At 65.3% G+C, this 10661-nt stretch carries 15 protein-coding genes; 9 read left to right on the top strand and 6 right to left on the bottom strand.

Annotation, left to right across the window (positions count from 1 at the left end; translation table 11 throughout):
• Nucleotides 1-445: 445 nt before the first annotated feature.
• Nucleotides 446-751, top strand: coding sequence for a hypothetical protein (locus C1A33_RS25235; protein ID WP_101833911.1), 306 nt, complete (start codon nt 446-448; stop codon nt 749-751).
• 69 nt (nt 752-820) lie between these two features.
• Here C1A33_RS25235 and C1A33_RS25230 read toward each other — a convergent pair whose 3' ends face one another.
• Nucleotides 821-1003, bottom strand: coding sequence for a hypothetical protein (locus tag C1A33_RS25230; protein WP_101833908.1), 183 nt, complete (start codon nt 1001-1003; stop codon nt 821-823).
• 356 nt (nt 1004-1359) lie between these two features.
• On the opposite strand from C1A33_RS25230, the gene C1A33_RS25225 reads away from it, so the two are divergent.
• A complete protein-coding gene (locus C1A33_RS25225) occupies nt 1360-2049 on the top strand; it encodes a dienelactone hydrolase family protein (protein WP_243407933.1) in 690 nt (229 codons plus the stop codon).
• 84 nt (nt 2050-2133) lie between these two features.
• On the opposite strand, the gene C1A33_RS35275 is transcribed toward C1A33_RS25225, so the two are convergent.
• Complete coding sequence (locus tag C1A33_RS35275) at nt 2134-2274, bottom strand: hypothetical protein (protein WP_165818580.1); 141 nt, start codon at nt 2272-2274, stop codon at nt 2134-2136.
• Nucleotides 2275-2421: 147 nt separating this feature from the next.
• Between C1A33_RS35275 and C1A33_RS25220 the strand changes: the two genes are divergently transcribed.
• Together C1A33_RS25220 and C1A33_RS25210 are read left to right on the top strand one after the other, a co-directional pair.
• Nucleotides 2422-3399, top strand: a complete 978-nt coding sequence (locus tag C1A33_RS25220; protein WP_243407932.1) for a tyrosine-type recombinase/integrase — start codon at nt 2422-2424, stop codon at nt 3397-3399.
• Between the two features lie 535 nt (nt 3400-3934).
• On the top strand, nt 3935-4828 hold the full coding sequence (locus C1A33_RS25210) for a DNA adenine methylase (RefSeq protein WP_101833905.1): 894 nt from the start codon (nt 3935-3937) through the stop codon (nt 4826-4828).
• Here the strand turns inward: C1A33_RS25210 and C1A33_RS34360 are convergent.
• A complete protein-coding gene (locus tag C1A33_RS34360) occupies nt 4806-6209 on the bottom strand; it encodes a hypothetical protein (protein WP_133150824.1) in 1404 nt (467 codons plus the stop codon). The two genes, C1A33_RS25210 and C1A33_RS34360, sit on opposite strands and share 23 nt — an antisense overlap.
• 302 nt (nt 6210-6511) lie before the next feature.
• Here C1A33_RS34360 and C1A33_RS25205 point away from each other — a divergent pair, with 302 nt between their 5' ends.
• A complete protein-coding gene (locus tag C1A33_RS25205; protein WP_101833904.1) occupies nt 6512-7060 on the top strand; it encodes an HD domain-containing protein in 549 nt (182 codons plus the stop codon).
• On the opposite strand, the gene C1A33_RS25200 is transcribed toward C1A33_RS25205, so the two are convergent.
• Together C1A33_RS25200 and C1A33_RS25195 are read right to left on the bottom strand one after the other, a co-directional pair.
• Nucleotides 7048-7518, bottom strand: coding sequence for an NUDIX hydrolase (locus C1A33_RS25200; RefSeq protein ID WP_101833903.1), 471 nt, complete (start codon nt 7516-7518; stop codon nt 7048-7050). The genes C1A33_RS25205 and C1A33_RS25200 overlap by 13 nt on opposite strands.
• A 5-nt stretch (nt 7519-7523) precedes the next feature.
• Nucleotides 7524-8312, bottom strand: a complete 789-nt coding sequence (locus C1A33_RS25195) for a helix-turn-helix domain-containing protein (RefSeq protein WP_243407931.1) — start codon at nt 8310-8312, stop codon at nt 7524-7526.
• A gap of 279 nt (nt 8313-8591) precedes the next feature.
• Between C1A33_RS25195 and C1A33_RS25190 the strand changes: the two genes are divergently transcribed.
• Complete coding sequence (locus C1A33_RS25190) at nt 8592-8873, top strand: hypothetical protein (RefSeq protein WP_101833900.1); 282 nt, start codon at nt 8592-8594, stop codon at nt 8871-8873.
• A gap of 29 nt (nt 8874-8902) precedes the next feature.
• Nucleotides 8903-9340 (top strand): hypothetical protein, encoded by a 438-nt coding sequence (locus tag C1A33_RS25185; protein WP_243407930.1) that lies wholly within the window; start codon nt 8903-8905, stop codon nt 9338-9340.
• A 52-nt stretch (nt 9341-9392) separates the two neighbouring features.
• Here the strand turns inward: C1A33_RS25185 and C1A33_RS25180 are convergent, their stop codons facing one another.
• Nucleotides 9393-9845: a helix-turn-helix domain-containing protein gene (locus C1A33_RS25180; protein WP_101833896.1), complete on the bottom strand. Its 453-nt coding sequence runs from the start codon at nt 9843-9845 to the stop codon at nt 9393-9395.
• Between the two features lie 182 nt (nt 9846-10027).
• Between C1A33_RS25180 and C1A33_RS25175 the strand changes: the two genes are divergently transcribed.
• Both C1A33_RS25175 and C1A33_RS37595 read left to right on the top strand, forming a co-directional pair.
• Nucleotides 10028-10438, top strand: coding sequence for a plasmid replication, integration and excision activator (locus tag C1A33_RS25175; protein ID WP_101833923.1), 411 nt, complete (start codon nt 10028-10030; stop codon nt 10436-10438).
• Complete coding sequence (locus C1A33_RS37595) at nt 10435-10566, top strand: hypothetical protein (protein ID WP_279354695.1); 132 nt, start codon at nt 10435-10437, stop codon at nt 10564-10566. The genes C1A33_RS25175 and C1A33_RS37595 overlap by 4 nt, the downstream gene beginning before the upstream one ends.
• Nucleotides 10567-10661 lie beyond the last annotated feature (95 nt).

The raw sequence follows: 10661 nt of genomic DNA, 5'->3' as shown, positions 1-10661 counted from the left end.
AACGCGCGCGACGGAACATTCCCGCAATTCACGTAAAATAACATTGAAAATGCTCAGTCTTCAGCTAACGCACCTTGAAGTGGCTTACTCCTCCCCCCGTAGGGCGACGCAGGAGCGCCTGCGGCCCTCACGATCAAGGGTCCGCCTCCTCCATCGTCCGTGCAGCACGCACGTGTAATGAGCTACCGGCCTACCTTCAAAAAGCTCCTTCCCCGCGCTCGGGGCGCAACAAAAACAAACGATCTACGAGACCTGACCGGTTACGCCCGGGAGAGCCCGCCACATAACTACGAAATCCGAGATACCACGAAAGCCGAGACATTCCGTGAGTTGCGACTATCCACGCCGACTCGGTAGTCAGGTGGTGCGCCGCGAAGGCGTTGGATAGCGTCTCTTCTCGCGGGGAACGCCAGGCAAACAAGAACCACGAGGAAGGAATCATAGAATGACTCAGCAGGAGCAGCAGCAGCGTCAGCAGCTCGAGCAGCAGCTGCGGCAGAACTGGCGACAGCTGCGTTACCGCCTGCTCGACCAGTTCGGCCAGGTCGGCACGTCGGACATCGACGCCGCGACCGGCATCAACGACCTCATCGCGCGGATCGCGGACCGCACGAACCACAGCGAGCGGTACGTCGAGAACCGACTGCGCGAACTGGCTGGCGTGGGCGCGGGCCAGGGCGGCGTGTCCGGCGAGCGGTTCGGGGAGGGCGGCCAGGGCCAGCAGGGCCAGCAGCCCTTCGGCGCCCAGTAAGAGCGCTCCACGGACCGGGCAGGCGCGACCAGGGACCTTCAGCCCCTTCCCCGGCGCGCCTGCCCGGGTTCACGCCTCGCGGGCGGGATCCGTCGAGATCGCCAGCAGCGACCGGAAATCCAGAAGACCATCAATGAGGTTGGCGGTCTCCACGGTCCGCGGCAGCCTGCGCAGCTCCTCCAGCATCGCATCCGTTTCCGACATGCTGGGAATATCGTTCACGGACGCTGCCAGCGTCACGATATCAGCCATGGGATCACCCGCCATTCAAGGATCAGAGGCACGCCGCCTAGCCGGGCAGATGCCAGGATTCCTCAGGCTCACATACGAGAATGTACACGCCGTTACGCCGAGAATGCAGAATCGTCACATCTCCTCATCGTCCGGGTGCATTGCGTGATGGTCGACGGCGACCGGGGTCCACGCAGGACCAACATGGTGGGTCTGTCTGACCTGCGCGAAGATCGTCACCCCCGCAGCGAGCAGGTGCTGTGGGACCGCTGGTCGGGCAGTTGGCACGGGGGACGTTGAACCTGGCGGACCGGAACCTCTTCTCGATGGGTCGCTGACGGGTCGCGGCCGCGACCGGCGCGCACCTGGCGTGGCGGGTGAAGAACGGCCACAGCTCCCTCGGGGAGATCCCCGGCGTCCTGTGGACGCCCGGATCCGTTTCCGGACCGGTGCCGCTGATCCTGGTCGGCCACCCCGGCGGGCTACCCACGATGCGCCCCCGGCTGGCGGGGCGGGCCCGGCACTACGCGGCACAGTACGGCTTCGCCGCGGCGACCATCGAGCTCCCCGGCAGCGGTGACCGCCCCCGCTCTGCCGAAGCCGAGGCGGCCCGCGCCAACCTGCGCCGGGCGATGGCGGCCGGCGAGCCGGTCGGCGAGATCGTCAACGCCCTCGTCCTCCCGCTGGTCGACGCGTCGGTTCCGGAATGGCAGGCCACCCTCGACGCACTCCTTGCGCTGCCCGAGATCGACGGCCCGGTCGGGTTCGGGGGCGGACTGATCGCCCTCGGCATCCGGTTGGCGGTGGTCGAGCCGCGCATCTCGGCCGCCGTGTTCTTCGCCGGGACTTTCGTGCCCGACGCCCTGGTCGACCAGGCCCGGCAGGTCACCATTCCGCTGCAGGTCCTGCTGCAGTGGGACGATGAGGGCAACGACCGGCAGTCGGCCCTGGACCTGTTCGACGTCTTCGGCTCCAGGAGAAGACCCTGCACGTCAACCTCGGCGGACACACCGGCGCCCCGTGGTTCGAGGTGGACGACGGGGCCCGGTTCTTCGCCCGGCACCTGAGGTGAGGCCAGGCCGGCAGGCCAGCAGCGGACGGTAGGCGGTCTTCCGACTCTGCGTACTACGTCTGGGACCGCGTTTGGGTGATCACGCTGCGGATGTGGTGGTGGTGACGGGGAGTGGCCAGGCCGGGCGGGTGGCGCGGGAGACGACGTAGCGGGCGCGGGTCTGCTGGTGGACGATGTTGGTCGGGCCGAACGCCGTGCGTGGGGAGGTAGGGAAGTTCATTGATGTGGTCCCGGTAACGCGCGAAGCGCACGTACCGTCGTCCCCGCCTATTAGGCAAGAAGGCCAATTGATCTCCAAGTCGGGGTCGCGCGTCAGCGAGCGAAGACGTTCCGGACGAAGAAGGACGCTCGCGCGTTTCTGGCGACGGTGGAGGCGGAAAAGTCGCGCGGCGCGTACCTCGATCCGTCGGCGGGGAAGATCCTGTTCCGCGACCACGCGGCAAGGTGGATAGCTGCACGGAATGTGGAGCTGACAACGGCTGCGGCGTCGGATTCCCGTATGCGATGCCACGTACTGCCGCAGTGGGGAGACTGGCCGCTGATCGCCATCGGATATCTGGACGTGCAAGGGTGGGTGACTCGCCTCTCGGAGAGGCTCGCGCCACAGACCGTGGTGGCCTGCTTCCGGCTGTTGTACTCGGCGATGAAGGCGGCCGTCCGGGCTCGGCTGGTGGCCATCAACCCGTGTGAAGGTGTGAGTCTTCCGGCTCGGAGGGCGCGCGGGTCGGTCGACGCGCCGATCACTCGGGCTGAGCTGGTCGGCAAGGTTCTGCCTGCGCTGCCTGAACGATATCGGGCGCTCGTGTTGACGGCTGCCTACGCGGGGCTTCGGTGGGGTGAGTGCGCCGGTCTCCGCTGGGCTCAGGTGGACCTGGACGCGCGGCGGCTCGTGGTCATCGAAACGGTGGTGGAGGTGTCGGGTCGGCTGGCGAGGAAGCTCTATCCGAAGTCGGAAGCGGGTCGGCGCACGGTCCCGCTGCCGCCGGTTCTCGTGACTCACCTCCGGCGTCATGCGGAGCTCGTCCCCGCGGGTGCGGACGACTTGGTGTTTCCGGACTCGGGCGGCGACTTCCTGCGGCGGTCGAACTTTCGTCGCCACGTCTGGGTTCCGGCTCGGGCGGCGGCGGACTCCCTGACCTTCCACGGGCTGCGGCACTGCTACGCGACGTGGCTGATCACGGAAGGGGTGCCTGTGAACGTCGTGCAGGTCGCACTCGGGCACGAACGTGCGAGTACGACGCTCGACCGGTACACCCACCGTCCACGCGACTACGAGGACCGGCTGCGAGACGCGCTGACCGACTCTGCTGACGATTCGCTGACCGGCGATGATCGTGAGGGGTAGTCGATCATGCAAATATGCTGGTGGAGACGCGGGGATTTGAACCCCGAACCCCTGCCTTGCAAAGTCGGCCCGATCCGTCCACTGATGTCCGTGTCCGTCCGCCGCGCCCCGTCCTATCTGGCTGTCTCGACCACCATCGACCGCCCCCGTTCGTGGACGTCCGTCGGCTTGGCTACACGGTTGGCTACACCCGATGGCAAGCCGACCGGGACCGCAGGCATGCTACGCGCAGGAGAGACAACCGTCGGGCATCGGCCTTGCTGACGTCCGCAGCCGCGCATCGCGGTACAGCGTTCATCAACCTGCGGCTCGGCGGCCGGTGGCCTTCGTGAACCTGTGACCGTGTGTGGGACGCCGGTTGCTCAAAGGTTGAGGTTGGGACGTGAGGAGCGATGTCCTAGTGCACCTAGAGGTGAAGGCGCCCGGCCGCTCTGCTGGTTGAGCTGACCCCGCGGCCGCGAGTCTGCCAGAGTGGAGGGACACCCGACCACGTCGCGTGCCCAGCACGCCGACGCCTGATGAGAGGACCCGGGAAGTGGAGCGTGCCAAGGTAGTCGCCTCCCGCCGCTACGGCACGCTCTCTCCCTTGCGGTACCCGGGCGGTAAAGCTGCGCTGGCTGGACTCTTCGCAGACATCCTAGCCAATTTGAGGCTCACCGAGCCGCGGTACGTCGAGCCATATGCCGGGGGCGCAGGAGCCGGGATCGCCCTCTTGCGCAATGGACTTATTGATCATCTTGTGATCAATGATCTGGATCCTGCGGTATACGCATTCTGGCGTAGCGCGGTCTACCAGGGCGACGCATTCATTGATCTCGTAGAGGCGACCCCCTTGACGATCTCGGAATGGCTGCGACAGCGCGAGATCTATCGAAGCGCGGACGAATCGGATCCACTTTCTCTTGGCTTTTCCTTTTTCTTCCTCAATCGAACCAACCGTTCTGGCGTGCTGCGCGGCGGCGTGATCGGAGGATTGAAACAGACTGGAAAATATAAGATTGATGCCAGATTCAACAGAGCTACTCTTGTCGAGAGACTGAGAGCAATAGATAAACTATCTCATCGGATCACCGTCAGTAACATGGATGGTCGCGCAGTGATCCGCGCACATGCAGACGACGAAAACACTTTCATGTACATCGATCCGCCGTACGTAAGAGCAGGCTCACAGCTGTATCTAAACTCCTTCGAGCATCGAGATCACACGGCTCTTGCGAAGATTGTAAATAGCGCCAGTTGTGCACACTGGCTGATGACCTATGACACTTCCGATCTTATCGAAAGACTCTATGCCGAACGGTTCCAGCGTAGATATTGCTTGAATTACTCTGCACGTCATCCAGGGCGCGCCGATGAATTGATCGTCACTTCGGATAGCGTTGCAGAAATTATTGCAGATTCTGAGCCTACGGCATCAGCAGGAACCTGACGAGCGGGAAGACGAGACGCCACGCCTGGTGCACCTGCCGAGAGTCCACGTCAATGTGGACACTATGGGCGACCAGGTTGAACCACATTCCAGTTCCGGGCGTTGTACTCGCACCCTTCTTCGTACTGTTCACTGTAGCTATCGCATGCGATAGGTGGCCAACCTTCTCATAGTCAGCAGTAATTGTTTTCATTACGTCGCCAAGGGTGCCCGTAGCGGCTGGGCCATGTTTAAGGCCATAGTGTTCCTTGATTGATGCCTCCAGCACAGATCTCATTAGCATGGTAGCGGCCGCCGGAAATTCAACGACGTCGACGCGGCGAAGCTCCCGTAGACGGTGCTTGAGGGGTAGGGGGAGGTGCTCCTCCTCGATGCCCGAGAAGTCGAGAGTTCTTCTCGTCTCAGGGCTGTTAGGACCTCGGCGAGGACTATTGGAGTCTGAGGTATCCGCCGGTTGAGACTTCGCCGCAGGAGTACCTCCATTTCCTCGACCTGTCGCCCGGTTGGCATTCGCGGAAGGATTTTCTGTCGGCTTGACAGGTGGGCTATCAGAGGAAGTTTCGCGTGACGGATTATCATCGGTAACGGACGACCCTGCGGAGTCAGACTGCTCGAGAGAGGCGGGAAGTGATGCCTCTCGCATCGCGGTCAGCAGGTCGGAAAACTCTTGGGTGCCAGGCTTAAGACCCCTACGGCTATTCAGTTCACCTGCGAGGAACCCTCGCAGAAGGCGCGACAGGGCTGCCACATGCGCGGAGGTGGACGGACGGGTCGTCAAATTGCCACTACTGTCGAAAGAGATACCGATTGCCGTCTGAATCTCGGCGTTACGATAGGCATATTCGAAGGCGGACATCGCCAGGTCGGATCCCGCCGCATACGCGGCCAACGACGGGTCACGATAGTCGATCTGAATAAGCATCTCACGAACGTTGCCCATGCGAATCAAACGCACCACATCTTTGATGGCGGGTAGTTGCTCTTTCAACTCTTTGACGGATACACCGTTTCCGATCTGGGCAAATACAAACTTGGCCTGCTCATCAAGACCCCAACGTCGCTTAGATTCGCCAATATGTAGTCGCGCCAGTACCGGGGCAGCAGCTTCCCTGTTAGGGAATCGCATTACTCGGACCGTCTCTGGAAGGTCTTCCGCCTCAAGAGGATAGCGGCGAAGGAGGGCTTCCAGATCGGACTGAAAGGCGGGCACCAGCTGCGGAGTGAGTAGCCCGCGAAGCGCGGAGAGGCGACGGTTCCCCTCCAAGATTACAAGGCGGCCGTTCTCCTTAACGACGAGCGGAAGCTCATTATCTACGTAGCCCTCACGTAGGATACTACGGGCAGTAGACATGGCGTCGTGGGCAACGAAGAGATAGTTCATCGCTGCATGTTCCGTCGGACGCCTTACCGGAAATCGGTAATTACCGAGATCTAGTCGCAGATCGCGTACCGCGGCATCCTCGATTGGCAACTGCGAGTGCGTCACCGAACCCCTCCCGATGGATGATGCCTTATAGGACCAAGTAATTCATATGCGACACACCCGGCGAGCACGGCCGGCCACGGCCGCGCGCAGCCGGCCGTGTGGCGCAGCCGGTGCTTCACCCTTGATCCTAAATCGGGGGTTTCGGCAGTCTGCGGCAGTGGCTGACGGCTCGGCGGCGTGGGCCGTACGGTGATCGGGTGGAGGTAGCGGCTGCTGAGCGGTTGGCGAGCGAGCTTCTGACCCCGCTGGGGGATCGGTGGCGGCATGTGCAGGCGGTTGCGGCTGTCGCACGGGAGGTCTCGGCGGCTGTCGATCCGGCGGAGCGGGACCTGTTGGTGTCTGCGGCCTGGCTGCATGACATCGGGTACGCCCCGTCCATCGGGCATCTGCGGTTCCACCCCGTCGACGGGGCTCGGTTCCTGGCGGCCCAGGACGCACCAGAACGGCTGTGTGCCCTCGTCGCGCATCACTCGTGCGCCCGGTACGAGGCCGAGGAGCGCGCTCTGACGGCGGAACTGGCCGCCTGGGAGCTGGAAGAGTCGGCCGTGATGGACGCGCTGTGCACCGCGGACATGACCAGGGGTCCCCAGGGGCAGCGGTTCGCCTTTCCGGAGCGGATAGCAGAGATCCTTTCGCGGTACGGGGAGGGTTCGGTCGTGTACCGATCCATCACCAGGTCCCGGCCGGACCTGGCAGCATCGGTCGACCGGACCATGGCACGGCTCGCGGCGGTTCAGCCGAGGTAGGGCGCGGGTCGGTGCTCAAGGTAGTGATCGATCCGGAGACGCATCGAAGGATGGATGTTCAGCGCGTCGAGGTCGGCAGGGGCCACCCAATTGACCTCCTTCGTCTCGCTGGAGGTCCGCAGCTCGCCGCCGAGATTGCGGGTAGTGAAGCAGAGGGAGAACTGCTGGCGGACCTCGCCGTCGTCGTAGGCCAGGACGTGCCGCGGGTTTGTATACACCCCGATCAGTCCGGTGACCTCGATATCGACGCCGGTCTCCTCCTTGGTCTCGCGGACAGCCGCATCGGTGATGGACTCACCGAGGTCCATGCCGCCTCCAGGCAGGGCCCACAGGTCGTTGTCGGTCTTGTGGACCATGAGGATGCGCCCGGCCTCGTCGGTGACGACCGCGGTGACGGACGGGACGACGCTGTTCGCCTTGGGGGCGTTCGGGTCGTTGAAGTAGTCGATGCGTGCCACGGGTATCAGGCTCCTTCCGTGGAGGCCCAGACGCGTTCGAAGCTCGCCGCGTAGTGGTCGAACAGGCCACCGGACCGGGCGTGGAGATGCAGGACGGGCGAGTGGGCGGCGGGGGCACCGTAGACGTGAGTGTTCACGAGCATCTCGCCGTCAAACCGGTAGATCGAGTTGTAGAGCGTGGTGCGGTGCAGGCGGAGATCGACCCCGGGCGCGTCCCGTAGGGCGGCAAGGTAGGTGAGGGTGATCCGGGTCCGGGCGGCCAAGCCGTCGCCGATGCCCTCCTCATCCCCGCGCAGACTGACCGCTGTCGACTCGGGGTCTCCGAGCGCATAGCGGATCTTCACGCCGCTCTCGCTCTTGCGGCGAAGGACGTGCGTGAAGTCGGCGTGGCCGTCGGGAAGGAACAGGCCGGCGATCACGAGGACGTCGACCTGATGCGTCGCGTCGGCGAAGAGAGTGCGCCACAGGTCGGCGGGCACGGCGGCACGGCTTGGGTACACGCGCACAACGTCGCTCGGCACCTCCGCGGCCGGAACGCCCGGCTCGGGTCGGGGACCGGGAACGGTGCCCGGCTTCTCGGCCAGGCCGATACGCGTACGTGGGATACCGATTCCGTCGGCGATGCGCTCGAAGATCTCCAGGCTGGTGACCTGGCGGCGACCGTTCTGGATCTCGCTCACATGGGACTGCGGGACCTCGCAGACGGCAGCGATCTGCGTCTGCGTCGCTCCCGTCCACTGACGGTAGATCTTGAAAACCGCGCCGATGTCCCGGCGGGCAAGGGCCTCGGACATGTCCGGGCGGTCCCACAGATCGGGCGGGGCCTGGGGGAGCGGACGGCGGACGGACACCACGTAGCGCCTCCGGACGGTAGGAACAGGACCGTCAGTCCTCGATCGACTGCGTGGCAGCTTATCCGGTCTCCGTATAGATCGGAAGTCTGGGCGTATACGTCCGGCGCCCTTCCGTGACATCTGTCCTGGCTGGACGGTGGGAAAGCAACGGCTCCGGCCAGGCTGGCCGCCCGGCAGGGAGCTGCCCCTGTGCATGTCGCGGACCCGGGAGGGCAGATTATGATCACATTTGGGACGGGTGGTGGACTCGATCCGGACGCGCTGATGTTCGGCGTCGTCCGCTTTCAACCCGGGGACGGACGGCAAGTACGCGACGTCTTCGGCGCCTTCGACTCCCCCGCCGCCGCCGATCTGTTCGTCGTGGAGAGGCGCTGGACGGATGACTACCAGGTGTCCGCGCTGCGGCTCGCGGTCCCGGAGGCGCTGCGGCCACCGGCCGGGTCCCGACTCGCCCTGGATCATCTGGCGGCGCGCTATCCGAACCGTCGGCGGCGGCCATGACCTCGGCTGCGTCGTCCGATCGGACGGATGTGACCGCGCCGAGCCCACCGCCCGCCAGTGGGCAGGGTGACCAGGGCAGACCACCCGCCGTCGCTCTGCTGCCCTGGGGTGCGGCGGAGTGGGCCGTGATCATCCAGCCGGGCTCCGACTCCGCTGACCTGCTGCGCGCGGTGGCACGGATGCCGGCCGGGCTGACCTTCGCCGAGTCCTTCGGGGATGTCGACATGGTGCTCGTCTACCGGGCGTCGGCCGACTACTCCCCCAATCCCGGTGACGACGTGGAGCCCTCCCGGCGGGGCCTGGCGGGCGCGGCGCTCAGGACGACCCTCGACCTGCATCCCTGCCGACCGGACTCGCGGTGGATGACCAACGGGGAGCGCGCCGCGTTCCAAGCCGGCCAGGTGGAGGCCCTCGAACTGGTGCGTCGGGCGATCCTGCACGCGCTCGGGGTGCCGCCGGTCGCGTGAGCTGAGGGCCTCCTACGGCCCGAGATCGGAACGGGCCGTGCTCGGCGCTGAATCACTTCGCCGGGCGCGGCCCGTTGCCGTCGTCCTCCTGCCGGCCACGGCTCACGCCTGGAACGATGCGCTCCGCCAGGTCGGTGAGGCGCTCTTCGATGCGGAGCAGGACGGCGAGGATCTGCCGGTCGGTGCCGGCGATGTCGGCGGCGGTGTCCGCCGGTTCCTGCTGCGGGGCGGCGTTCTGGACCAGGACGTGGATGAGGTGGTCGTCCGGCCAGTCGAGCGCGCGGGAGACCGCAGTGAGCGTCGCGTTCTGAATCCTCCGGCCGCGGGCTCCATGCTGGAGCTGCCGTAGAGTCGCGACGGACACTCCGGAGGCATTGGCAAGCGCCTGCTGTCCGAGCCTCAGGGCGGCCATCCGCTCGTTGACAGCGTCGGCCACGGCCTGCCAGTCTTCGCCCTCGACCTTTCCGCGGGCGGTGTACGGCGGAACTCCCCACTGGTTTGCCATATGGCAAAGCTAGCGTGACGCTGAGTGGATATTCTAGCCGGTCACCGGATAGCTTCGATACTCCGCGCGTATACATGGATACGAAAAGACTTGGCGAGCGGTTGGTGAGCGGTTCAGAGTGGGTTCTGCCTGGCGGCGCCGGAACCCCGGTGGCGGGGCAGACTCACTCGGAGGTCTTCTCCATGGCTGTTCCTACTCGCATTCCGGTGCGATTCGAGGACGTGTTTCCGGCTGGTGCGTTCGTGCTGGAGGTGGAGGCGGCGAGCGACTACGACAAGGTGAAGGCGAACCTGTCGGATGTGCAGGCGCGGGACAAGGACACCGGCGAGCGGTTGTGGGTGGTCCGGGTACTGGACGCGGACCCGGCGGCCCGGCAGGCCGAGGTGAAGGTGAAGATCACGGCCGAGGTGCAGCCGGTGCCGCCGGACGTGATGCCGGGGACGCCGTTTCGCCCGGTGGTGTTCGAGGGGCTGACGGTGACGCCGTGGGTGGACACCAGCGGCTCTCGGCCGCGGCAGGGGTTCGCGCTGCGTGCGTCGGCCATGCAGGCGGTGGGGACTCCGGCTCGTCGGACGTCGGCGGTGGCGGCATGAGCGGCGGCAAGGTGACGACGTCGTACTCCTCGGTGGGCCTGGCCGTGGGCACGGACTGGTTCGTGAGCTGCCACACCTACCCGGACCGCCGGCCGATCCTGGCGGTGGACGCGGTGATCTGCACCTGACCATCTGCGCCGCGCCCGAGGCGCCGGCCGGCGACCACATCGGCTTCGCGTACAAGCTGCTCGCCGCCGTCAACGAGTACCTCATCGCCTGCGAG

Source organism: Frankia canadensis (genome assembly GCF_900197875.1).
Lineage (GTDB): Bacteria > Actinomycetota > Actinomycetes > Frankiales > Frankiaceae > Frankia > Frankia canadensis.
Note: the sequence above shows the minus strand (reverse complement) of the source record. Positions and strands in the feature narration are given on the sequence as shown.

Excerpts from the sequence above, each read along its gene's own strand:
- C1A33_RS25235 (WP_101833911.1), top strand. The coding sequence starts at position 446 with ATGACTCAGCAGGAGCAGCAGCAGCGTCAGCAGCTCGAGCAGCAGCTG.
- C1A33_RS25230 (WP_101833908.1), bottom strand. The coding sequence starts at position 1,003 with ATGGCTGATATCGTGACGCTGGCAGCGTCCGTGAACGATATTCCCAGC.
- C1A33_RS35275 (WP_165818580.1), bottom strand. The coding sequence starts at position 2,274 with ATGAACTTCCCTACCTCCCCACGCACGGCGTTCGGCCCGACCAACATC.
- C1A33_RS34360 (WP_133150824.1), bottom strand. The coding sequence starts at position 6,209 with ATGAACTATCTCTTCGTTGCCCACGACGCCATGTCTACTGCCCGTAGT.
- C1A33_RS25195 (WP_243407931.1), bottom strand. The coding sequence starts at position 8,312 with ATGTCCGAGGCCCTTGCCCGCCGGGACATCGGCGCGGTTTTCAAGATC.
- C1A33_RS25190 (WP_101833900.1), top strand. The coding sequence starts at position 8,592 with ATGATCACATTTGGGACGGGTGGTGGACTCGATCCGGACGCGCTGATG.
- C1A33_RS25180 (WP_101833896.1), bottom strand. The coding sequence starts at position 9,845 with ATGGCAAACCAGTGGGGAGTTCCGCCGTACACCGCCCGCGGAAAGGTC.
- C1A33_RS25175 (WP_101833923.1), top strand. The coding sequence starts at position 10,028 with ATGGCTGTTCCTACTCGCATTCCGGTGCGATTCGAGGACGTGTTTCCG.
- C1A33_RS37595 (WP_279354695.1), top strand. The coding sequence starts at position 10,435 with ATGAGCGGCGGCAAGGTGACGACGTCGTACTCCTCGGTGGGCCTGGCC.